This window comes from Gammaproteobacteria bacterium, assembly GCA_029882975.1.
Classification (GTDB): Bacteria; Pseudomonadota; Gammaproteobacteria; order SZUA-152; family SZUA-152; genus JAJDNG01.
The window spans coordinates 1-23203 of sequence record JAOUJW010000045.1; the positions used below are offsets into that span (position 1 = coordinate 1).

General features: G+C 49.6%; 21 protein-coding genes. 19 read left to right on the plus strand and 2 right to left on the minus strand.

Annotated features, from left to right (window positions below; translation table 11 throughout):
• Nucleotides 1-1075: M18 family aminopeptidase (locus OEY58_21510; protein MDH5328033.1), on the plus strand; the 1075-nt coding region annotated here is incomplete at its 5' end.
• A 116-nt stretch (nucleotides 1076-1191) separates the two neighbouring features.
• Here OEY58_21510 and OEY58_21515 read toward each other — a convergent pair.
• Both OEY58_21515 and OEY58_21520 read right to left on the minus strand, forming a co-directional pair.
• The gene (locus OEY58_21515; GenBank protein ID MDH5328034.1) at nucleotides 1192-2358 is read right to left on the minus strand and encodes a cation:proton antiporter; all 1167 of its coding nucleotides are present in this window, start codon (nucleotides 2356-2358) and stop codon (nucleotides 1192-1194) included.
• 282 nt (nucleotides 2359-2640) lie between these two features.
• Complete coding sequence (locus OEY58_21520) at nucleotides 2641-5430, minus strand: valine--tRNA ligase (protein ID MDH5328035.1); 2790 nt, start codon at nucleotides 5428-5430, stop codon at nucleotides 2641-2643.
• Between the two features lie 257 nt (nucleotides 5431-5687).
• Between OEY58_21520 and alaC the strand changes: the two genes are divergently transcribed.
• From alaC to OEY58_21610, 18 genes are all read left to right on the plus strand, one after another.
• The gene (alaC, locus tag OEY58_21525; protein ID MDH5328036.1) at nucleotides 5688-6890 is read left to right on the plus strand and encodes an alanine transaminase; all 1203 of its coding nucleotides are present in this window, start codon (nucleotides 5688-5690) and stop codon (nucleotides 6888-6890) included.
• Between the two features lie 36 nt (nucleotides 6891-6926).
• On the plus strand, nucleotides 6927-8252 hold the full coding sequence (locus OEY58_21530) for a homoserine dehydrogenase (GenBank protein MDH5328037.1): 1326 nt from the start codon (nucleotides 6927-6929) through the stop codon (nucleotides 8250-8252).
• A gap of 33 nt (nucleotides 8253-8285) precedes the next feature.
• Nucleotides 8286-9362, plus strand: a complete 1077-nt coding sequence (gene thrC, locus OEY58_21535) for a threonine synthase (protein ID MDH5328038.1) — start codon at nucleotides 8286-8288, stop codon at nucleotides 9360-9362.
• A gap of 51 nt (nucleotides 9363-9413) precedes the next feature.
• Nucleotides 9414-10514, plus strand: coding sequence for a tRNA guanosine(34) transglycosylase Tgt (tgt, locus tag OEY58_21540; protein MDH5328039.1), 1101 nt, complete (start codon nucleotides 9414-9416; stop codon nucleotides 10512-10514).
• Nucleotides 10515-10716: 202 nt separating this feature from the next.
• A complete protein-coding gene (yajC, locus tag OEY58_21545) occupies nucleotides 10717-11046 on the plus strand; it encodes a preprotein translocase subunit YajC (protein MDH5328040.1) in 330 nt (109 codons plus the stop codon).
• A gap of 73 nt (nucleotides 11047-11119) precedes the next feature.
• Nucleotides 11120-13000 (plus strand): protein translocase subunit SecD, encoded by a 1881-nt coding sequence (gene secD / locus OEY58_21550; GenBank protein MDH5328041.1) that lies wholly within the window; start codon nucleotides 11120-11122, stop codon nucleotides 12998-13000.
• Nucleotides 13001-13055: 55 nt separating this feature from the next.
• Nucleotides 13056-14006, plus strand: a complete 951-nt coding sequence (gene secF, locus OEY58_21555; protein ID MDH5328042.1) for a protein translocase subunit SecF — start codon at nucleotides 13056-13058, stop codon at nucleotides 14004-14006.
• Between the two features lie 50 nt (nucleotides 14007-14056).
• Nucleotides 14057-15313, plus strand: coding sequence for a serine hydroxymethyltransferase (locus tag OEY58_21560; GenBank protein MDH5328043.1), 1257 nt, complete (start codon nucleotides 14057-14059; stop codon nucleotides 15311-15313).
• A 61-nt stretch (nucleotides 15314-15374) separates the two neighbouring features.
• Nucleotides 15375-15884: a transcriptional regulator NrdR gene (nrdR, locus tag OEY58_21565; GenBank protein ID MDH5328044.1), complete on the plus strand. Its 510-nt coding sequence runs from the start codon at nucleotides 15375-15377 to the stop codon at nucleotides 15882-15884.
• Nucleotides 15881-17005, plus strand: a complete 1125-nt coding sequence (ribD, locus tag OEY58_21570; protein ID MDH5328045.1) for a bifunctional diaminohydroxyphosphoribosylaminopyrimidine deaminase/5-amino-6-(5-phosphoribosylamino)uracil reductase RibD — start codon at nucleotides 15881-15883, stop codon at nucleotides 17003-17005. Before nrdR ends, ribD begins: the two co-directional genes overlap by 4 nt.
• Nucleotides 17005-17673, plus strand: coding sequence for a riboflavin synthase (locus tag OEY58_21575; GenBank protein MDH5328046.1), 669 nt, complete (start codon nucleotides 17005-17007; stop codon nucleotides 17671-17673). The genes ribD and OEY58_21575 overlap by 1 nt, the downstream gene beginning before the upstream one ends.
• 47 nt (nucleotides 17674-17720) lie before the next feature.
• Nucleotides 17721-18830, plus strand: coding sequence for a bifunctional 3,4-dihydroxy-2-butanone-4-phosphate synthase/GTP cyclohydrolase II (gene ribBA / locus OEY58_21580; GenBank protein MDH5328047.1), 1110 nt, complete (start codon nucleotides 17721-17723; stop codon nucleotides 18828-18830).
• 71 nt (nucleotides 18831-18901) lie between these two features.
• Nucleotides 18902-19375, plus strand: coding sequence for a 6,7-dimethyl-8-ribityllumazine synthase (gene ribE / locus OEY58_21585; protein MDH5328048.1), 474 nt, complete (start codon nucleotides 18902-18904; stop codon nucleotides 19373-19375).
• A 65-nt stretch (nucleotides 19376-19440) separates the two neighbouring features.
• The gene (nusB, locus tag OEY58_21590; GenBank protein ID MDH5328049.1) at nucleotides 19441-19875 is read left to right on the plus strand and encodes a transcription antitermination factor NusB; all 435 of its coding nucleotides are present in this window, start codon (nucleotides 19441-19443) and stop codon (nucleotides 19873-19875) included.
• 8 nt (nucleotides 19876-19883) lie between these two features.
• Nucleotides 19884-20885, plus strand: a complete 1002-nt coding sequence (gene thiL / locus OEY58_21595; protein ID MDH5328050.1) for a thiamine-phosphate kinase — start codon at nucleotides 19884-19886, stop codon at nucleotides 20883-20885.
• A 6-nt stretch (nucleotides 20886-20891) separates the two neighbouring features.
• Nucleotides 20892-21380, plus strand: a complete 489-nt coding sequence (locus OEY58_21600) for a phosphatidylglycerophosphatase A (GenBank protein MDH5328051.1) — start codon at nucleotides 20892-20894, stop codon at nucleotides 21378-21380.
• Nucleotides 21381-21569: 189 nt separating this feature from the next.
• On the plus strand, nucleotides 21570-22193 hold the full coding sequence (locus OEY58_21605; protein MDH5328052.1) for a hypothetical protein: 624 nt from the start codon (nucleotides 21570-21572) through the stop codon (nucleotides 22191-22193).
• A gap of 187 nt (nucleotides 22194-22380) precedes the next feature.
• A complete protein-coding gene (locus tag OEY58_21610; protein ID MDH5328053.1) occupies nucleotides 22381-23172 on the plus strand; it encodes a DUF481 domain-containing protein in 792 nt (263 codons plus the stop codon).
• The last annotated feature ends 31 nt before the right edge of the window (nucleotides 23173-23203 follow it).

A 23203-nucleotide genomic window follows, 5' to 3' on the forward strand; every position in this document is an offset into this window, starting at 1 on the left:
AGTCGCCGAGGAAGGTTTTCGTCTGGTGGGCGCTCACACCGACAGCCCCTGTCTAAAAGTGAAGCCCAGACCGGAACAGGTGAACAAGGGGTATCTCCAACTTGGGGTAGAGGTCTACGGCGGTGTTTTGTTAAACCCGTGGTTTGATCGCGATTTGTCATTAGCCGGTCGAGTGAGCTATATGACCAAGGAGCAAAAGATCAAACAGGGTTTGATCAATCTGGATTACCCCATTGCCACGATTCCCAGTCTTGCTATTCACCTGGACAGGGAAGCCAATGAAAACCGCAGCATTAATGCGCAAAAACACATTGTGCCGGTGTTGATGGGAATGGAAGAGGATGAAGAAACCGATTTGCGCGAAATGCTCACCGTGCACTTGCGTAGCAATTATAACGAAGAAGATGTGGAACAGGTGCTGGATTATGAGTTGAGTTTTTATGACACACAACCTCCGGCCGTTATCGGAATGAATAAGGACTATATTGCCGGTGCCCGCTTGGATAATTTGCTCAGTTGCTATGTGGGTTTAATGAGCTTTTTTGAAGCCGGTGAAGATGTGTCCTGTATGCTGGTGTACACCGATCACGAAGAGGTAGGCAGCCAAAGCGCCGCCGGTGCTCAGGGTAATTTCCTGCGTTCTGTGATGCAACGCATTGCCAAAACCCCGGAAGATCAGGCCCGAATTATTGACCGCTCCGTGTTAATTTCCGCGGACAATGCTCATGCCATTCACCCCAATTACGCCGACAAACACGACGACAAACACGGTCCGGTGATTAATCAGGGGCCGGTGATTAAAATGAACTCCAATCAGCGTTACGCGACCAATAGTGAAACCTCAGCCATATTCCGTTTAATGTGTAAGCGTGCCGAAGTACCGGTGCAGTCCTTTGTGGTGCGCAGCGATATGGCTTGTGGCAGTACCATTGGTCCCATCACTGCCAGTGGTTTGGGCGTGAAAACCGTGGACATCGGTGTGCCCACCTTCGGCATGCATTCCATTCGTGAGTTGGCCGGCACTAAAGACGCGTTTGGATTGTATAAAGCCCTACGGGAGTTTTTTAATCAGTAGGTCGGGTTTGTAGGGCGGACTACGTATCCGCTCTACGGTCCTTTCGGGGAAACACCTCTACCCCTGCGGTCGAATCACCTTGTGTATTTTGCCACAATCGACCTGTCCAACCAAAATCAATCCCTTCTCAATTTGTCCGACACTGCCACCGGTGTGGGGTAGCGCAGCACCACCAAATACGATGACACAATAAACGTAATCAAGGTGCTCATTTGTATCAAGTATCCGGCCTGTTGACTGATAACACTCATATCCAATGCCAGCACCGCAATCAATAAGGAAAACTCACTGGCTTGTCCCAAGCGCACACCGACTTCCAATGACACATGCGGGTTTTCCCCGGATTGGCGCAACAGGCCTTTGAATATCAGTGGTTTCAACAGCAATAAAGCGATGGCTAAAATAATCGCAGGTAGGAACACATCCATGGCCATGCGTAAATCCAGTAATGCACCAATGGAGAAGAAAAATAGAATCAGAAAGAAATCACGCAATGGTTTCAAAATTTCGGCGATGTACAAGGCAATTTTGTTGGATGCTAAGGTGATGCCGGCGATAAAGGCGCCAATTTCATAGGACAAGCCGGCGAAGTGGGTTAGTTGGGCGATACCCAGACACCAACCGATGGTAATGAGAAACATATACTCGGGGATTTTGTCGAATTTCAACATGACTTTCATTAAGATCCAACGGCTGAAAGCGTAGGCAAACAAACTGATACCCAACAAAGAAAGTAGTAGTAGGCCCACTGCAGCGATGGGCACCGATCCCTTGCCGCTGGACAGGAATAACAGTAAAAAAATAGCCAGGAAATCCTGTAACAGCAGAATGCTGATAATGATTTCACCCGTATGACGGTGGTGCAAAATACTCGTCGGCAACAGTTTCAAGCCAATGATGGTACTGGAAAACATCATGGCGGCACCAACAATGATACCGTCTGTTGTGCTGAAGCCAAACATCCAGGCGACGCCGGCACCGATCAGGCCGAACAAGGTTGAGCTGATGCCGGTAATGAAAGTGGTTTGCTTGACCAACTGCACCAGCTTTGCCGGGGGTAGGTTCATGCCCAAAAGGAACAACAAAAAAATGATTCCCACATGGGCAATTTGTTTAACCAGACTGGGATCAGAGACCCACTCCACCCCCGAAGGCCCCATAAATACACCCAGGAGTATGTAAGCAACCAACAAGGATTGTCTTGCATACAGTGCAATTGTTGCCAGAACAGCAGCACCGGTAAAAATTAGAAAGATGGTGAAAACGATGGTTTCGTTGTTCATTATATTGTTTCGTTATTCATTGTTATCACTTTACAAGGCTAGCACCAAAGCCGCAATGGCATTGTCGAAGAGGCGGGGAGTTTTTACAAATGGTTGTTTGTCGGTGGGATCGGGGTAAGCGGTGAGGGGCAGGGGGGCGGATTAGTTTACGTAATCCGCCAAGCGGTGTGGCTGTTACCAAAATAATGTACGTGTGCAAACTCGTTGGATATTGCTCATCGCTTTTGTATAAACGTGCGAAGTCTGTTCAGCCGATTACGTAAACCAATCCGCCCTACAGTTCTACAATTTACTGATTTTTTCCAATTGTTGCTCCAAATTGCCAATGGCGGCTCGAATACCATCAATACGTTCCCGCTCTTTGTTCACCACAGCTTCCGGCGCTTTCTCCACAAAGCTGGGGTTGTTGAGTCGGGCCTCGCCGCCGTCCAGGTCTTTTTGCAGTTTGGCCAGGTCTTTGTTCAGGCGTTTGATTTCGGCATCCTTGTCGATCAATCCCGCCATGGGAATAAGCACTTTCATATTGCCTACCAGGCAGGTGGCGGATTCCGGTGCTTCTTCCGCATCCAGAGAGGTGATGGATTCGGTTTTCGCCAGTTTTTCCACGTAGTTTTGATATTTGTGCAACAAGGCCCGATCATTTTCCGATGCATCCTGCAATAACACCGGCAGCGGCTTGCCCGGTTTTATATTCATTTCACTGCGAATCTTGCGCACACACATGATGAGACTTTGTAACCAGTGGATTTCTTCCACCGAGGTCGCGTCAATGAGGCTTTCGTCGCACTCAGGGTAGGCCTGGGTCATGATGCTGGAGTTAGACTCGAGCATCATGCCGGTTAGGGGTGCAACCCGTTGCCAGATTTCTTCGGTAATATACGGCATGATGGGGTGAGACAAACGCAGGATACTGTCCAGCACGTGAATCAAGGTGTGGCGTGTACCGCGCAGGGCTTGCTCGCTGCTGTCTTTGTTGTTTAATACCGGCTTGGAAAGTTCCAAATACCAGTCACAGTACTCATTCCAGGTGAAGTCATAAATCGCCTGCGCCGCCAAGTCCATACGGTATTGTTTAAAACTTTGTATGACGTGTTTGGTGGTTTGTTGCAAGCGGGCGATAATCCATCGGTCCGCTGCATTGAGGCTGTAGTCTTTATTGCTTTGGCCGCAATCCTGGCCTTCCGTATTCATTAACACATAACGGGCAGCGTTCCATACTTTGTTGCAAAAGTTGCGATAACCTTCCACGCGGTTTAAATCAAAATTGATGTCGCGTCCGGTAGAGGCCATGGCGGCAAAAGTAAAGCGCAACGCATCGGTGCCGAAAGGGGGAATGCCGTCGGGATAGTCCTGGCGTGTGGCTTTTTCAATTTTCGGTGCCATTTGCGGTTGCATCAGTCCGGTGGTGCGTTTGCTGACCAGGGTTTCCAACTCCACGCCATCGATCAAGTCAATGGGGTCCAGCACATTGCCTTTGGACTTGGACATTTTCTGCCCGTGAGAGTCACGCACCAGACCATGGATATACACTTCATGGAAGGGCACTTTGCCGGTGAATTTCAGACCCATCATGATCATGCGGGCTACCCAGAAGAAAATAATGTCGAAACCGGTGACCAGAACATTGGTGGGGTAAAAGGTGTCCATCTCCGGTGTTTGTTCCGGCCAACCCAAAGTGGAAAAGGGCCACAAGGCAGAGGAGAACCATGTGTCCAGCACGTCTTCGTCCTGGCGCAGGGTGATGTCATTTCCCAGTTTATGTTCCCGACGAACCTCGGTTTCGTCTCGACCTACATACACATTGCCTTGCTCGTCGTACCAGGCCGGGATGCGATGTCCCCACCACAGTTGTCGGCTGATGCACCAGTCTTGAATATTGCGCATCCAATCGTAATAGGTGTTTTTCCAGTTGTCAGGAACAAACTTAATATCGCCGTCTTCCACGGCTTTGATGGCCGGTTCCGCCAGGGGAGCAATGCGTACATACCATTGATCGGTTAAGAAGGGTTCGATAACCGCGCCGGTACGATCGCCTCTGGGTACCATAAGTTTGTGCGGTTCGATTTTCTCCATCAAGCCCAGTTCTTCCAGATCTTTGACGATTTGTTTGCGGGCCACGTAACGATCCATGCCACGGTATTTTTCCGGAGCGTTGTCATTGATGGCTGCATCGACGGTGAAAATATTGATTTTGGGTAATTGGTGTCGTTCGCCTACCTCGTAGTCATTGAAGTCGTGAGCCGGCGTAATTTTAACGCAGCCTGTGCCGAAATCCTTGTCCACGTATTCATCGGCTACCACGGGGATTTGCCGATCGGTGAGCGGCAGTTTGATGGATTTGCCAATAAACGCTTTATAGCGTTCGTCTTCCGGGTGTACCGCCACGGCGGTGTCACCGAGCATGGTTTCGGGCCGCGTCGTTGCGACCACAAGTTCACCACTGCCGTCGGCAAGGGGGTAGCGCATATGCCACATATGGCCATTTTCTTCTTCGGACAACACTTCCAGGTCGGAGACGGCGGTGTGCAGTACCGGATCCCAGTTCACCAGACGCTTGCCGCGGTAAATCAAGCCTTCCTGGTGCAAGCGAACAAAGACTTCTTTGACAGCTTCGGACAAACCTTCGTCCATGGTAAAGCGCTCCCGTGACCAATCCACGGATGCGCCCATGCGGCGTAATTGGCGGGTGATGGTGCCACCGCTGTGCTGTTTCCATTCCCAGACTTTTTTCACGAACGCTTCCCGGCCCAAGTCATGGCGAGTCAGGTTTTCGTTTTTCAACTGGCGTTCCACCACCATCTGGGTTGCGATTCCGGCATGGTCCGTACCTACTTGCCACAGAGTTTTGTGGCCCTTCATGCGATGAAAGCGGGTGAGGGCATCCATAATAGTGTCTTGAAACGCGTGGCCCATATGCAAGCTGCCGGTAACATTGGGCGGCGGTATCATGATGCAATAAGCCGAATCTTGATGAAGGTCTTGATGGGATTGGGATGGCGCAAAAACACCGTTTTTTTCCCAGGTTTCATACCAGTTTTGTTCTATGGCGTGTGGATCGTAGGTTTTTTCCATGGTGGTTCCAGTTTCATAGGCTGTTGTGACAACCCGAAAATAGTAGGCGCTTCAAAAAACCGCTTATTATACATGGCGCAGCCGATTCTTGGGCAGGTTTTTGTTCTTGTATCGTTGGCATTCCGCCGACTGTGGGGCTGAAACTCCCTGCCGACTCGCACATTTATACTGACTTGGATTTGTATAATAACGTAGAATTGACACTGACTCGCGCAATGAGTACCTTTAACCACTTTTTTTAACTCTGGCAGGCAAACTTGAACACAGATTTCCCTAGAATCAAACGCTTACCTCCGTATGTGTTTAATATCGTCAACGAGCTCAAAGCGGCGGCACGAGCCCGGGGCGAGGATATTATTGATTTTGGTATGGGCAACCCGGACCAGCCCACTCCGCAACATATTGTGGACAAATTGGTCGAGGTGGCACAGCGTAATGATACCCATCGCTATTCTTTGTCGAAGGGCATCCCGCGGTTACGTCGTGCCATTTGTAATTGGTATCGGCGTAAATATCAGGTTGAACTGGATATGGAAACCGAGGCCATTGTTACCATCGGTTCCAAAGAAGGTTTGGCCCATCTGGCGCTGGCGACCGTAGAGCCGGGGGATGCCGTTTTGGTTCCCAATCCCTCGTATCCCATACACCCCTACGGGTTTGTGATTGCCGGTGCAGATATTCGTCACGTACCCATTGTGCCCGGTGGAGATTTTTTTGAAGAGTTGGTGAGTGCCATTAAGAATTCCTGGCCCAAACCTAAAATGCTGGTATTGAATTTTCCCGGTAACCCCACCACCCAGTGTGTGGAACTGGATTTTTTTGAAAAAGTGGTGGCCATTGCCAAAGAGCATGAAATCTGGGTGATCCACGATTTGGCTTATGGTGAAATTGTGTTTGACGATTACGTACCGCCGTCCATTTTGCAGGTGCCGGGTGCCAAAGATGTCGCCGTTGAGTTCTACACATTGTCCAAAAGCTATAACATGCCAGGGTGGCGTGTGGGTTTTATGTGTGGCAATAAGCAGTTGGTGGCAGCGTTGGCGCGGATAAAATCCTATTTGGACTACGGTATGTTTACCCCGATCCAGGTTGCCGCTATTGCGGCCTTGGACGGACCACAGGATTGTGTAAAAGAAATCAGCAATATGTATTTGAGCCGTCGCAATACCCTTTGCGATGGTTTGAACTCTGTGGGCTGGAAGGTGGAGCGGCCCAAGGCGACGATGTTTGTGTGGGCGCCTATTCCAGAGCAATACAAGCACATGGGTTCACTGGAATTTTCCAAAAAGCTGTTGAGTGACGCCAAAGTGGCTGTGTCACCGGGTATCGGTTTTGGGGAATACGGTGACGATCATGTGCGCTTTAGCTTGATTGAAAACGAACACCGAACCCGGCAAGCCATTCGTGGCATTCGCGATATGATACGTGCCGACAACAAGGCGGCAAAGGCTGCAGGTTAGTTGCGGCGCCACAAAGAACATAAAGGAGAGTTAGAATTGGAACCGGTAAAAGTAGGTTTATTGGGTTTGGGTACGGTAGGCGGTGGTACGGTGAACGTACTGCGACGCAATGCCGAGGAAATAGCCCGGCGTGCCGGAAGGGGTATTGTGGTCAGTAAAGCCTCGGCACGTGATATTAGTAAACCTCGCATTTGCGACACCTCCGACATCGAATTGTGCTCCAATCCTATGGATGTGATCACCGATCCGGACATTCAAATTGTGGTGGAGTTGATCGGCGGTGAAGATCTGGCCCGCGATTTGGTGATGCAAGCCATTTCCAATGGCAAGCATGTGGTGACCGCCAACAAAGCTTTGATTGCCAAGCACGGCAATAAAATATTTTCCGCTGCTCAAAATCAAGGGGTGATGGTGGCCTTTGAAGCCGCAGTCGCCGGCGGCATTCCCGTTATCAAGGCGGTACGTGAGGGTTTAGCGGGTAACCAGATTCAATGGTTGGCCGGCATAATCAACGGCACCGGGAATTTCATTCTCACCGAAATGCGTGATAAAGGCAGTGATTTTGACGATGTGCTGGCTGAAGCACAACGCCTCGGTTATGCCGAAGCCGATCCCACTTTTGATGTGGAAGGCATAGACGCGGCGCATAAGCTGACCATTCTCGCTTCCATTGCGTTCGGAATTCCTTTGCAGTTCGACAAAGTGTTTACCGAAGGTATTCGCAATATTACCCGGGAGGATGTGGAGAACGCAGAACAGTTTGGTTATCGCATCAAACATCTGGGTATCGCCAAGAAAACCGAAAACGGCGTGGAAATGCGGGTGCATCCCACACTGATTCCCGAACGCCGTTTAATTGCCAATGTGGACGGGGTGATGAATGCCGTGTTGGTTAAAGGGGACGCTGTGGGTCCCACCTTGTATTACGGTGCCGGTGCGGGTGCCGATGCTACGGCATCCGCTGTGGTCGCTGATATTGTGGATGTGGTGCGAACGTTAACATCCGATCCGGAAAACCGGGTACCGCATTTGGCATTTCAACCCAATGCCTTAACGAATATTCCGGTACTGGGTATGGAAGAGGTTACCACGGCTTACTACCTGCGTTTGGAAGCCCAGGACAAACCCGGCGTATTGGCCGAAATAACCCGGATTCTGGGTGACAGCCAAATCAGTATCGAAGCTATTTTACAAAAAGAGCCGGCTGGAGTGGATGAAGGCGAAACCGGAAACGCCACCATTATTATGCTGACGCATAATGTACTGGAGGGCAGTATGAATCAGGCTATTGCCAAAATAGAAGCTCTGAAAAGCATCAGTGGCAAAGTCGCGCGTATACGTCTGGAACACCTGTCCCGCTAATTATCAAATATTTGGAAATAACAAGGAAACATCATGCCATTTCGACCTCGTTACACCGGTCTGATCGATAAGTACCGTGATCGACTGCCTGTTCATGACGATACCCGGGTTATCAGTCTGGGAGAGGGTAATACCCCATTAATTCGTCTTCATAATATTCCGGCTGCAACCGGCAAAGACGTGGATATTTACGTCAAATATGAAGGACTGAATCCTACCGGCAGTTTTAAGGATCGGGGTATGACCATGGCGGTGACCAAAGCCGTGGAAGAGGGCAGTCGCGCTATCATTTGTGCCTCTACCGGCAATACTTCGGCGGCAGCAGCGGCCTATGCGGCCCGTGCCGGCATCACCGCATTTGTGTTGATACCCGAAGGAAAAATTGCCATGGGTAAGCTGGCTCAAGCGATGATGCACGGCGCAGTGGTGATTCAAATTAAAGGCAATTTCGATGCCGGTATGCAATTGGTTAAGGATGTGGCCACCGAAGCGCCGGTGACGATTGTGAATTCCATCAATCCCTATCGTCTCCAGGGGCAGAAAACAGCGGCTTTTGAAATATTGGAGGAATTGGGTACGGCGCCTGATTATCATTGTTTGCCGGTTGGCAACGCCGGTAACATCAGCGCCCATTGGATGGGCTATAAGGAATACCACGAGCATGGCATTGTTAATAATCGTCCCGCCATGGTGGGATATCAGGCTTCGGGCGCTGCACCGTTTTTGCGTGGTGCCATGGTGGACAATCCCGAAACCGTAGCGACGGCTATTCGAATCGGTCATCCTCAAAGTTGGGATAAAGCCTGGGATGCGCAAAAAGACAGCGGCGGTTGGTTTGATGAATGCAGTGATGAAGAAATTCTGGCCGCGCAGAAACTGTTGGCGCAAAAAGAAGGCGTTTTTTGTGAACCGGCTTCCGCTACCTCTTTAGCCGGTGCTTTACGGGATATTGCTTCCGGTAAAATCAAAGAAGGTTGTAAAGTGGTGTGTACACTGACCGGACATGGTCTGAAAGACCCGGATACCGCCATTAAACAAAGCACCTCTCCCATGATTACTGTGGACGCCACCATGGACGCGGTAAAAAAAGCCATTTTAGATAATATTTGAGAGAACCTCTGATTAATTATCCAGGAATAAAACCGAGGTTTCTAATCCGACGTGCAATTTGAACTTCTTCACAGCGAGGGTTTAGCCCGCCGTGGACGCTTGAGTTTTCCCCGCGGTGAGGTGGATACTCCCGCGTTTATGCCCGTTGGGACCTATGGCACGGTAAAGGCCATGACTGCCGAAGAGCTGCAAGGTATGGGTGCCCAGATTATTCTGGGCAATACTTTCCACCTCATGCTGCGTCCCGGTACGGAAATCGTCCGCTTACACGGCGATCTGCACGATTTTATGCATTGGCCCGGCCCCATTCTGACGGATTCGGGCGGGTTTCAAGTCTATAGTCTGGGTGCGTTGCGCAAAATCTCGGAGCAGGGCGTCACGTTTGCGTCTCCGGTGAACGGTGACAAAGTGTTTATGGGGCCGGAAGAGTCCATGGCCGTGCAACGCGAACTGGGTGCGGACATTGTCATGATTTTCGATGAGTGCACTCCCTACCCGGCAGATAAATCCCAGGCGGCAGAGTCTATGCGTTTGTCTCTGAGGTGGGCGGAACGCAGCAAGAAGGCTCACGGCGACAACCCCGCCGCTCTATTTGGCATTGTTCAGGGTGGTATGTACGAAGACCTGCGCCTGGAGTCGTTGCAGGGCTTGGTCAAACTGGGTTTTGACGGTTATGCCATTGGCGGTCTTTCTGTTGGCGAACCTAAAGAAGAGATGTTGCGAGTCCTGGATTGTACTGCGCCGAAGTTACCTCAGGACAAGCCGCGTTATTTGATGGGGGTGGGCACGCCGGAGGACTTGGTCAACGCCGTCAGCCGGGGTATTGATATGTTTGATTGTGTTATGCCCACGCGCAACGCCCGCAACGGTCATATATTTACCCGCTATGGCGATATTCGGATTCGGAACGCCCGCTATCAGCGCGATACCGACCCCTTGGACCCCGATTGTGCATGTTATACCTGTCAACACTACAGTCGTTCCTATTTACGCCACTTGGATAAAGCCGGGGAAATTCTGGGTGCTCGCCTCAATACCATACATAATCTCTATTATTATCAGGAACTCATGCAGGGTATGCGACAAGCAATTGCACAAAATGGTTTTGAGCAATTCGTGAATGAGTTTCATCGGCAACGCCGCATGCTATGATAAATAATTAATAAAAACAAAAAGATATGATATTTTTCAGAGACAGTGCTGGAAAATGGCCGATTTCGGCCTTATGTGCAAAGCAATAGCGCTCACAAAAACAGCCTAAGTATGTAATAATAGCGCGCTTTCCGGGATATCCGGAGACCCGTTAAAGAAATTCAATATAAATCGAGAATTAACCCTAAGGTAAGGAAGGTCTATGAGTTTTTTTATTTCAGACGCAATGGCGGAAACCGCACCGGCACAAGCGCAAGGTGATCCTTTCGGCCCATTGCTCATGATGGTTTTAATCTTTGTTTTGTTCTATTTTTTATTGATTCGTCCGCAAGCTAAACGAGCCAAAGAACACAAGCAAATGGTTGAAGCGCTGGCCAAAAACGATGAAGTTGTGACCAATGGCGGTATTCTGGGCAAGGTGGTTGAAGTGGATGAAAGCTTTCTCACCGTGGAAATCGCTGACAATGTAAGAATTAAGGTACAACGTCAGGCGGTGGCAACCTTGGTGCCCAAAGGTACCTACAAAGCTTAATAACCTGGGGCTCCAAGCACTCGACTTTAGGACGCTCTCTTTATTTTGAGTCACTGAGATTCGGAAAACAACAATGCTAAATCATTACCCGCTTTGGAAATACATTATTATCGTTGGCATACTGGTTGTGGGTTTGTTATATGCCACTCCCAATATATACGGTGAAGATCCGGCCTTACAAATATCCGCAACTCGCGGTGCCGAGGTTTCCCTGAACACACAGGAAACAGTACGCGAAGCATTGCAGGCGGGGGACATCAGTGTTCGGGGTATGACCCTGGAAAATTCCCAATTATTGGTGCGCTTGACCAGCGAAGACGATCAATTAAAAGCTCAGGATTTGGTTAACAAAGCGCTGGCTCCGCCGGAAAACGAAAATCCCAAATACATCGTGGCGTTAAATTTGGCACCGCGCACTCCCAATTGGTTATTGTCCATCAATGCCTTGCCTATGTATCTGGGCCTGGATCTGCGCGGTGGTGTCCATTTTCTCATGGAAGTGGATGTGGAAACAGCGATCAAACAGGCTGAGGAGCGTTACATCAGTGAGTACCGTACCTTGTTGCGCGAAAACCGCATTCGCTACAGCAAGATCGGCCGGGTTGCGGATATACCGGGGGCCGTGGAAATCGGTTTCAAGAACGCCGATGCTCGTGATAAAGGCGAGAAAATTATCCGCCGCGAGTCTGATTTGGAGTTAAGCAGCGTCGATCAGGATGATTTGTTTTATATTCGCGCCACCATTAACGAGAAGCAAAAAACGGAAATTCGCTCTACCGCGGTTAAACAAAATATCACCATTTTAAGAAACCGGGTAAATGCTCTGGGGGTCAGCGAACCGTTGATTCAGCAACAAGGTATCAACCGCATTGTGGTGCAGTTGCCGGGTGTACAAGATACGGCACGGGCCAAGGATATCCTGGGTGCTACGGCGACTCTGGAGTTTCGTTTGGTGGAAGAAACCGCAGATGTACAAGAAGCGGTAAAAGGCAAAATACCGGCAGGTACCCGTCTGTATCCGCAGCGCGATGGTGGTCATACGGTGTTAAAGAACCGGGTTATGCTTACCGGTGACTACATTATGGATGCTTCTTCCGGCATAGATAATAATGGCAGCCCTGCTGTCTTTATTACTCTGGATGGTCGAGGTGCCAACATTTTCAGTCGGGTTACCGGCGAAAACATCAAAAAGCTTATGGCGGTCGTGTTCATCGAAACCAAGGTGGAACGCAAAGAGCAGGAAGATGGCACGGTGGTCAAAACCCGTCGCAAAATTGCTGAGGTTATCAACGTCGCCCGAATTCAGGATCAACTGAGTAAGCGGTTTCAAATAACCGGTTTGGATGATACCTCGGAAGCCCGTAATCTGGCTCTGTTATTACGTGCCGGTGCTTTGGCGGCACCCATTGAAATTGTGGAAGAGCGTACTGTAGGGCCTTCGTTAGGCAAAGATAATATCAGTAAAGGTTTCATGTCCGTCATTATCGGTTTTGTTCTGGTGTTGGCTTTCATGCTCATGTGGTACAAAGGGTTCGGTTTGGTGGCCAATATGGCGCTGGCCTTTAACCTGGTGATTATCATTGCGGTCATGTCTATATTCCAGTTCACGCTCACTCTACCCGGTATTGCCGGGATTGTGTTAACTGTGGGTATGGCCGTAGACGCTAACGTACTTATTTTTGAACGTATTCGTGAGGAAGTGGCCAACGGTAACAGTCCGCAAGCGAGCATTCACGCCGGATACGCCAAAGCATTATCCACTATTGCGGATGCCAATATCACCACATTGATAGCGGCGGTCATCCTGTTTGCAGCCGGTACCGGGCCAATTAAGGGTTTTGCCATTACCCTGGCCATTGGGATCGTCACGTCCATGTTTACAGCTATTATGGGTACACGAGGTGTGATTAATCTGTGGTACGGCGGTAAGCGGGTGGAAAAACTATCGGTATAACGGCCCGATTTCCAGCAAACAAAATATAGACGCGAACCAAATATAGGATAAAAACATGCATCTGTTTAGTAAAGTACCTCAAATTGCTTTTATGGCGCGACGGCAAATTTCCATGATCGTCTCTCTGGTGCTGGTATTGGGATCCATGGTCAGCCTGGGTGTTCAAGGGCTGAACTTTGGCCTGGATTTTTCCGGCGGTACCCTAATTGAATTAGGCTACAAAGAAGCAGTGGATATCACCAGAACCCGGGACGGCTTGGCCAAAGCCGGTTTTGATGATGCTGTCGTCCAACACTTTGGTACAGCGCGGGATGTGATCGTACGGCTGGCTCCCAGAGAAGGCGTGAGTGAGGCGGACTTGAGTTCGAAAGTGATTAAGTCCCTGGAAAACCTAGGTGGTGAATTCGAAACACGCCGGGTGGAATTTGTGGGTCCGCAAGTGGGTGAGGAACTCACTGAAGACGGTGGCTTGGCTGTGGTGTATGCACTGATTTGCATTTTTATTTACGTGTTTTTCCGGTTTGAATGGCGTTTTGCCCTGGGGGCGGTTATTGCCTTGTTTCATGACGTGTTGATAACCCTGGGCATTTTTTCCGCATTTCAACTGGAGTTTGATTTGACCGTGCTGGCGGCTTGTCTGGCAGTAATCGGTTATTCACTTAACGACACCATTGTGGTTTGTGATCGTATACGTGAGAACTTCCGTAAGATGCGCAAAGGCACCAGCATGGAAATTGTGGATGCCTCATTGAATCAGACTCTGGCACGGACTCTAACCACTTCTGTAACTACGTTGCTGGTATTGATTGCCTTGTTGTTTTTTGGCGGTGAATTGATTCGCGGATTTTCCATAGCCTTGATCATTGGTATCGTGGTGGGAACCTACTCCTCTATTTATGTGGCCAGCAGCAGTGCCTTGGCATTGGGTATCAGCAAAGCCGATTTGATGCCGGTTAAGAAGGAAGGTTTGGAAGGCGAGGAAGAGGGTGCAGACTACGTGCCCTAGAGCGAGAGGCGGTACAAAACGAATTGGAATGACTAACTACGGGATGCAATATGTTCAGCAAAGATATGACCATAGCGGGTTTTGACGAGGAATTGTGGCAGGCCATTCTGCACGAACAAGACCGTCAGGAAGAGCACATCGAATTAATCGCTTCGGAAAACTACACCAGCCCACGCGTCATGCAGGCACAGGGTTCTGTGCTGACCAATAAGTACGCTGAGGGTTATCCCAAAAAACGTTATTACGGCGGTTGTGAAAATGTGGATGTGGCTGAGCAGTTGGCCATCGATCGTGCCAAACAGTTATTCGGCGCCGATTATGCCAACGTACAACCTCACTCCGGTTCCCAAGCTAATGCAGCGGTATATCTGGCACTGTTACAACCGGGCGATACCATTTTGGGTATGAGCTTGGCCCACGGAGGGCATTTAACCCACGGTTCTAAAGTGAATTTTTCCGGTAAGCTGTTTAATGCTATTCAATACGGTTTGAACGAGACCACCGGTGAAATCGACTACGATCAGGTCGACGCCTTAGCGCGCGAACACAAACCCAAAATGATTGTAGCCGGATTCAGTGCTTATTCTCGTGTGGTGGATTGGCAGCGTTTTCGCTCCATCGCCGACGAAGTGGGGGCTTATTTATTTGTGGATATGGCTCATGTGGCCGGCCTGGTGGCTGCCGGGGTGTATCCCAGCCCGGTGGCGATAGCCGACGTCACCACAACCACCACACACAAGACCTTGCGTGGCCCTCGCGGCGGCTTGATTCTGGCCCAAGCCAATCCGGAGATCGAAAAAAAGCTCAATTCCTTGGTGTTTCCGGGTACCCAGGGGGGGCCTTTGATGCATGTCATTGCAGCCAAAGCCGTGGCGTTTAAAGAAGCTCTACAAGACGATTTTAAAACCTATCAACAGCAAGTGGTGCAAAACGCCAGAGCCATGGCTGATGTGATGCAGCAACGCGGTTATAAAGTGGTATCCGGTGGCACGGATAATCATTTGTTTTTATTGGATCTGATTGATAAAGGCATTACCGGCAAAGATGCCGACGCCGCTTTAGGGCGCGCCAATATCACTGTGAACAAGAACAGTGTCCCCAATGATCCCCAGTCTCCTTTTGTGACCAGCGGTTTGCGTATCGGTACGCCGGCGGCCACCACCCGAGGTTTTGGTGAAGCGGAAGTGCGGGATGTGGCCAATTGGATGTGCGACGTCCTGGACGATATCAATAACGAAGACACAATCCAGAAAGTGAAACAGCACGTACTGGATCTGTGCAAACGGCATCCCGTATACCGCGGCTGATATTGTTCGGGAGCGGTTCGCAGATTCGGACCTAACTTAAAAAATCCGTCAGGGTACCCTTATGCGTTGTCCATTTTGCGAAGCGGATGAAACCAAAGTTATCGATTCCCGTCTGGCGGAAGAAGGATTTGTGGTGCGGCGGCGGCGAGAATGTTTAAGCTGCAGTGAACGCTTCACCACCTTTGAAAATGCCGAATTGGTGATGCCGCAGGTGATTAAAAACGATGGTTTGCGTGAGTCCTTCAATGAAGACAAACTGAAGGTCGGTTTTTTAAGAGCCCTGGAAAAGCGACCGGTACCGGTGGATGCTATTGAATCGGCCATGGGACGCATCAAAAAACGCCTGCGCGCGTTGGGCGATCGGGAAGTCAAGTCCATTGTCATTGGTGAATGGGTAATGGACGAGTTAAAAAATCTCGACCAAGTGGCCTACGTGCGTTATGCCTCGGTTTACCGCAGTTTTCAGGATGTAAAAGCCTTTCGCGAAGAAATCGAACGCTTGGAACAGCAACCGACCCCAGAGCAAAAACAGGCGCAAATTTCCTTATTGGATGATGAGGAAAAGCGGTGAACGGCCAGGATGAGCGGTATATGGCCATGGCACTTCGTCTGGCCGAAAGGGGTATGAACACTACCCGGCCTAACCCGCGGGTGGGATGTGTGTTGGTCAAAGACGGTGAAATCGTGGGCGAGGGCTGGCATGAGCGGGCCGGAGAACCCCACGCGGAAATTCATGCTTTAAACCAAGCGGGCGATAAAGCCAAAGGCGCGGTAGCCTACGTGAGTTTGGAGCCGTGCTGTCATCAGGGACGCACCGGCCCTTGTTCTCAGGCCTTGATTCAGGCTGGAGTGCGCCGAGTGGTGGCTGCCATGTTGGACCCCAATCCCAAGGTGGCAGGTCAGGGGCTGGCACAATTGCATCAGGCCGGTGTGGAAACCCTTCATGGTCTATTACAGGCTCAGGCTGAGGAATTAAATACGGGGTTTATTTTCCGTATGCGCCACGGCCGGCCCAGGATCACCTGCAAACTGGCCGTAAGTCTGGACGGTCATACCGCCATGGCCAATGGCGAAAGTCAATGGATAACCTCCGAGCCGGCTCGATTGGATGTGCACATGCTCAGAGCTCGCAGTTGCGCCATCCTAACCGGTGTCGGAACCATACTCAGTGATGATCCCTCGCTAACGGTCCGCTTGCCCGATTGGGACCCGGAGTTTCAACCGCTACGCGTTATAATGGACAGTCAACTGCAGACACCGCCCAATGCACGTTGTCTGGCTTTGCCGGGACGAACGTTGATACTGACGCTGGGTGCCGGTTCGGATAAACAACGGGTTTTGGAGCGGGCCGGTGCGGAGATAGTGGCTTTACCTGCCGATGCGCAGGGACGTGTGGATTTGTCGACAGCAATGTCTCATCTGGGTCGGTTGGAGATTAATGAGCTAATGGTGGAGGCCGGAGCCGCCTTAAACGGTGCGCTTTTGGAGTCCGGTTTGATGGATCAGTGTGTGATTTATGTGGCACCTCATTTTATGGGCAGCCAGACCCGGCCCATGTTGGAAACACCGGCTTTGGGTACCATGGCGGATCGAGTGCAATTGGACATCAAGGAATGGCGTGCGGTGGGCCGGGATTGGCGGATTACCGCAGTACCCGAAGTAGAACCAAAAAAAAATGCAATGAGGAATTGATGTTTACCGGAATCATTCAGGCCGTGGGCAGTGTCAATGCGTGTCGCCGTGAAACGGGCGATATGGTGTTGAATCTGGATACGGGCAAAATGCCTATGCAGCATGTGCAACTGGGTGACAGTATAGCGGTTAATGGTGTGTGTCTGACCGTGGTGCGTAAAAGCGATAGGGGGTTTGATGCGGATGTTTCAGCGGAATCGCTGCAGAGGACGACCCTGGGTGAGATCCAAATCGGCAGTCGTGTCAATTTGGAGCAAGCCTTAACCCCAACCACTCATTTGGGCGGACATATTGTCAGTGGCCATGTGGACGGTGTAGGGGCAGTGTTGAAACGCTGGAGTGATGGGCGTTCGGAGCGGTTTCGCTTTGAAGTACCGCAAAATCTGGCTCGCTATATCGCTGAAAAAGGTTCCATTTGCATTGATGGTATTAGTCTTACGGTGAATTCAGTGGAAAACAACACCTTTGAAGTGAATATCGTACCCCACACACTGCAGGAAACCACGATGGGTGAATTTAAACCGGGAAGGAAAGTAAACCTGGAAGTGGATATAATAGCCCGATACTTGGAACGCTTGATTCAGGGGGGAGTCCTGGAATCCAAGGATGCCGGGCAGGGTATTACCCAGGCATTGCTGGCACAACACGGTTTTATAAAGCCCGTGTAACACACGTATTGATACGGTTTTTGAAGAAGTTATAAAGCAGACCAAACATGAAATTAAACAATATTGAAGAGATCATCGCAGACATCCGTGAAGGCAAGATGGTAATCCTAATGGATGACGAGGACCGCGAAAACGAAGGTGACATTATTATGGCTGCCTCCAAGGTTGAGGCGGTGGATATTAATTTCATGGCACGTTACGGTCGTGGTTTGATATGCCTTACTCTGACTCGGGATCGTTGCGAACAACTAAAGTTGCCGTTAATGGTGAATGATAATTCCGCCGCTTACGGTACCAATTTTACTTTATCCATAGAAGCGGCACACGGGGTGACGACAGGAATTTCTGCGGCTGATCGAGCCACTACCGTCCAAGCGGCGGTTGCGCCGGACGCGGGACCTGCAGACATTGTTCAGCCTGGACATATTTTTCCCATTATGGCGCAGCCCGGAGGGGTATTGACCCGCGCCGGCCATACCGAGGCCGGGTGTGATCTGGCTCGTCTGGCCGGACTGGAGCCTGCCGCCGTGATTGTGGAAGTGCTTAATGAAGATGGAAGCATGGCTCGGCGTCCGGACCTGGAGGTGTTTGCCAAGGAGTTTGGTTTAAAAATCGGTACCATTGCTGATTTGATCGAATATCGGTTGCAAAAAGAGCACAATCTGGATCGCATTGCTGAGTGTCAGTTAAAAAACAGCATTGGCGAATTTAAGTTAGTAAGTTATCGTGATCTCATCGACAATCAAGTGCATCTTGCCATTGTAAAAGGGGAGATCGACGGTGACACACCAACGTTGGTGCGTGTCCACATGCCGCACTATTTGCATGATGTGTTGGGAATGGAAAGACCCGACAGCGGTTGGCCTTTGAAGGATGCGATGAAACTCATCGAATCCGAGGGCAGTGGCGTTATTATCATGTTGAGCCAGCAAGACGCCCAAGAGGGCATGGTAGAGCGCATAAAAACCTATCAGGCGGAAGATGAAGGCCGGGACATGCCGCACCGGGAACCCAGTAACGATCTGCGTATGTACGGTCGCGGTGCGCAAATTTTGCTAAACCTGGGCGTGCGCAAAATGCGGGTCCTCAGTGCTCCCAAACGTATGCACGGTCTGTCCGGCTTTGGGCTGGAAGTGGTGGAATATGTCTCCGGTTAAATCGGTATTTAAACCGGGCATCGGGTATTTAAAGAATAGTGTTAAAGAATTGAAAGAATCGAGGAAAATCAATGACAATCCAAAACCTTATTGAAGGCGAATTGGTGGTACGGGGTTCCAGCTTCTGTATTATTGCATCGCGTTTTAATGACTTTATTGTAGAAAATCTGGTGAACGGCGCCGTGGATACCTTAAAGCGTCATGGTGCTGAAGACAAGGATATCACCCTGGTGCGTATTCCCGGGGCGTTTGAAATGCCTTTGGCGGCCAAACGGATTGCTGCGAAGGACCAATACGATGCCATTATTGCTTTAGGTGCGGTTATTCGTGGTGGTACTCCTCATTTTGAATATGTAGCCGGAGAATGTACCAAAGGTCTGGCCTCCGTGTCTTCCGAGTTTGATATTCCAGTGGCCTTTGGCGTACTCACTGTAGACACCATTGAGCAGGCGATAGAACGTGCGGGCACCAAGGCCGGTAACAAAGGGGTGGAAGCCGCCCTTTCCGCTATTGAAATGGTAAACGTTTTGCGGTTGATCAGTTAATCGGTCTCCACGAGTTTTGTAATCCCCTTTTGTGATCCCCTACTATGGGGTAGCAGGTAACAGGTATGAGTAAGGCCAGAAGCCTCGCCAGAAAACGTGCGGTACAAGCACTGTATATGTGGCAAATGACCGGTCAGAATATTTCTGATATTGACCAACAGTTTGTGTTGGAAAACGATATGGATAAAGTGGATATGGAGTATTTCCACGAATTGTTACATCGTGTTCCTGCGGTGGTGGATGAACTGGATACCCATATTGAGCCGGTGCTGGATCGCCCATTGGCTGAGTTGGATCCGGTGGAATACACGGTAATGCGCATCGGGGTTTACGAACTGCAGTTCCGACTGGATATTCCGTACAAGGTGGCCATCAACGAAGCGGTGAAACTGGCGAAAACGTACGGTGCAGAAGAAGGTCATAAATACGTCAACAGCATTCTTGACCATATAGCTCGCAAATTGCGCGCGGTGGAAATCAAAGCCGCTGCCAATAAGTAGAGTTGGCAGTGTCTTCTACGCTTTCATCATCCTCATCGTTGAACGAATTTCAATTTATCCGGAATTATCTCAAGCAGCGCAACACTCGGCCGGATGATGTCATTCTGGATATTGGCGACGATTGCGCCATTTTAAAAGTCCCTGACACGAAACAACTGGCTGTTACATTAGACACCATGGTGGCCGGAGTTCACTTCCCGGAGGCTGCATCGGCTGCTCACATTGGGCATAAATGTTTGGCAGTCAGTCTTAGTGATTTGGCCGCCATGGGAGCCGAACCGGCTTGGGTCACTTTGGCCTTAACCCTGCCGTGTTTGGATGAGACTTGGTTGCAAGATTTTTGCGACGGGTTTTTCAACCTCGCTCGTCAGTTCAAGGTGCAGCTGGTGGGTGGCGATGTGACCCGTGGTCCACTCTGTATTAGTACCCAGTGTCATGGGTTTGTGAGTCCGGGAAAAGCTCTACGCCGCGACGGTGCCGGAGCTGGGGATAAAATATATGTCAGCGGGACTATCGGTGAGGCAGCCTTGGGTTTGATGTTGATGCAAAACCGTTTGTCGTTGCCACAGGAGTTAAAGCAACAGTCAGATCTATGGTTACAACGTTTGAATCGGCCGGCACCCAGAGTGTCTTTGGGTATGGCGATTGCTGAGGTGGCTTCGGCGGCGATCGACATATCCGATGGCTTAGCCGCAGATCTACAGCATATATTGGCGCAAAGCGGGGTAGGGGCGGTAATTCATGTGGAGCGAATACCTTTGCCGCAGTGTTTGCCTGAAGTATTTGAACGTGTGGGGGGGTGGGAGACCATCATTGGCGGAGGGGATGATTTCGAGCTTTGTTTTACCGTATCCCCGCAACACGAAGTTGAGCTATTGCGCGTCGTTCAGGGGCTGGATTGTGCCATCCACTGCATTGGTGAAATACAGCAAGGGGATGGTTTGGAGATTCGGGAAAACGGGCAGACGATTGAATTGCAGCGTGCCGGATATGAACATTTTACTAATTGAATGCATATGAAACGCAACCACGTCCCCATCAATATTTTTAAAAACCCCATCCATTTCTTAGCTTTCGGGCTGGGTAGCGGATTGTCACCCTATGCGCCGGGTACAGCAGGTACCCTGGCTGCAGTTCCCCTGGTATGGTGGATGCAGCATTTATCCCCGTCGACCTACGTGCTGTTAACCGCACTGTTTTTTTTGCTGGGGATCTGGTTGTGTCATGTGACCGCCAAGGACATGAATGAACACGATCATTCCGGCATTGTCTGGGATGAGTTTGTGGGTTATATGATTACTATGTTTGCAGCACCACTCGGATGGATGTGGTTGTTTGTCGGATTCCTGTTATTTCGGTTTTTTGATGTAGTCAAACCCTGGCCGGTATCGGTGTTGGACAAAAAGGTTCAAGGCGGATTGGGAATTATGTTGGATGACGTTATGGCCGGAGTTTATGCCTGGCTGGTTATGTGGATTGCTGTGTATTTCATGGGCGCTAATTGATTACACGGTAGAGTGAAATAGTTCCTTTTGGAGTTACGATTTAACTCTACTTGATGGAATAAGCAAAAAACGCTATTCCAGCTTACAAACATCGCAAATTGTGGAATTGAAACGACGTTGTGGTATAACGATTAGGGCTGTTTCCCTCTGCTCGTGCTTTTTGCGACAGTATAAAATGAGGTTCTTCGCGTGAACAAATTCAAGTCACCCATTGGAGTTATTTTTCTGTTCTTTTTAATACCATCAACCGTATCAGCCGGTGGCTCTCTATCCGCCACACGAACCCAAATGCGGTTCAGCGACACCGATTTCATTTTGAACGGTAATTTGCTTCGTTTTGATTCCGGTAATGTGGAAGGTGCCCAGTTGGATTTCCGATATCAATTTAATAACGGACTGAGTGTTGGTGCCTCCTTAAACGTCAGTGACTGGGACATTGACTACGATCAAGCCAGTTCTTATGGCGGCGACGCAAATGTTTATCAGCGCCTGGCGGTAGGTCAGATGAATTTCCTGCCGAAACGCGTGGTTCAACCATTAATCGGTGTATCTATAGGTCAAATGGAAGTTAGCGTACACTCTGCAACCAGCGTTCGCTTAACAGGCATAACCCGGTCATTCTACGGTGGTTTTGAAGTACGACCCAGAAGAAAACTGGGTTTGGAATTTAAATATCAACGTTCCTATGCGGATTTGGACGATGTTAGCGGCAATGAAATGAAGACAAACTATGCTATGTTGAGTGCTTCGGTTAAAGTTTATTTTTCCAGTCGAGTGAAAAATAATGACAGCTGGAACCCGGTTCTTGACTGATTTTTTACAATGAATGAATAGTGTAGGGCGGATTCGGCTCAGAAATCAGCAATACAGATGATGTCACGCATGGGGGTGCTTACAAAGCAATCTCTATGTACATATCACGAAAATTTCAAATTTTTCTAAAAATGCAATGGGTGTGATATGATTCGCTGCCTCAGGATAAAATCTCTCGAGGGACGCTATGAGTTTAATTCGCCAAAAGGCAAGAGCTGGGCGTTACTTTCTTGCTGGTACATTATTGATTTGGTCGTCCACTGCATTTGCTATCGTCAACATGGAAAGTTTGCACTTGGGTAAGCCCGTTGTTGGGTTTTCGGGCGAATTTGATGTGACGGCAGATGCCGAATACGGAAATACAGAAAAACAAAGCGTGGGCACCGGGATAAAGCTGCAATGGGCGCAGGAAGGTTATACCAGTTTCGTGCTTGCCGATTATGCTTACGGTGAAAATGCAGGGATAACCAACAAAAACAAATCCTTTGTTCATGTGCGGCATATTCGCGAATTGGGAGCGAAATTGTCTTGGGAGGCGTTTTCTCAGATATCCAATAATGAATTTACCCGGCTGAATTTACGTGCCTTACTTGGCGGTGGCTTACGTTTAAAGCTTACTGAGGATAGTACACAATCTGCTGTGTTCCTTGGGCTGGGAGGTTTTTATGAAAAAGAAGAACTGGATATAAGCAGCTCCGAAGGCGACAGCCGCCGTTCTGCTCTACGCGGTAATTTGTATTTGGTTGCCAAGTACCCGTTTAATGAAAATGTATCCTTGCTCAGTAGTACTTATTATCAACCAGACCTGGGTGAGGTTTCAGATTTTCGGGCTATCGAAAATGCTTCTTTGGTTAGCAAGCTTAGTCAGGATTTGTCTCTGAAATTAGGGTTGGATATCCAACACGACAGTAATCCGGCCCCTGGCGTAGAACACACCGATGCTGGATTGACCATAGGGATTTCTGTCAGTTTTCAATAGAACTTATATAGCTGTTAACTGGTTTTCTCTC

Coding starts and splice junctions, on each gene's coding strand:
- OEY58_21515 (MDH5328034.1), bottom strand. CDS start 2,358: ATGAACAACGAAACCATCGTTTTCACCATCTTTCTAATTTTTACCGGT.
- OEY58_21520 (MDH5328035.1), bottom strand. CDS start 5,430: ATGGAAAAAACCTACGATCCACACGCCATAGAACAAAACTGGTATGAA.
- thrC (MDH5328038.1), top strand. CDS start 8,286: ATGCCATTTCGACCTCGTTACACCGGTCTGATCGATAAGTACCGTGAT.
- yajC (MDH5328040.1), top strand. CDS start 10,717: ATGAGTTTTTTTATTTCAGACGCAATGGCGGAAACCGCACCGGCACAA.
- secD (MDH5328041.1), top strand. CDS start 11,120: ATGCTAAATCATTACCCGCTTTGGAAATACATTATTATCGTTGGCATA.
- secF (MDH5328042.1), top strand. CDS start 13,056: ATGCATCTGTTTAGTAAAGTACCTCAAATTGCTTTTATGGCGCGACGG.
- OEY58_21560 (MDH5328043.1), top strand. CDS start 14,057: ATGTTCAGCAAAGATATGACCATAGCGGGTTTTGACGAGGAATTGTGG.
- nrdR (MDH5328044.1), top strand. CDS start 15,375: ATGCGTTGTCCATTTTGCGAAGCGGATGAAACCAAAGTTATCGATTCC.
- OEY58_21575 (MDH5328046.1), top strand. CDS start 17,005: ATGTTTACCGGAATCATTCAGGCCGTGGGCAGTGTCAATGCGTGTCGC.
- ribBA (MDH5328047.1), top strand. CDS start 17,721: ATGAAATTAAACAATATTGAAGAGATCATCGCAGACATCCGTGAAGGC.
- ribE (MDH5328048.1), top strand. CDS start 18,902: ATGACAATCCAAAACCTTATTGAAGGCGAATTGGTGGTACGGGGTTCC.
- nusB (MDH5328049.1), top strand. CDS start 19,441: ATGAGTAAGGCCAGAAGCCTCGCCAGAAAACGTGCGGTACAAGCACTG.
- OEY58_21600 (MDH5328051.1), top strand. CDS start 20,892: ATGAAACGCAACCACGTCCCCATCAATATTTTTAAAAACCCCATCCAT.
- OEY58_21610 (MDH5328053.1), top strand. CDS start 22,381: ATGAGTTTAATTCGCCAAAAGGCAAGAGCTGGGCGTTACTTTCTTGCT.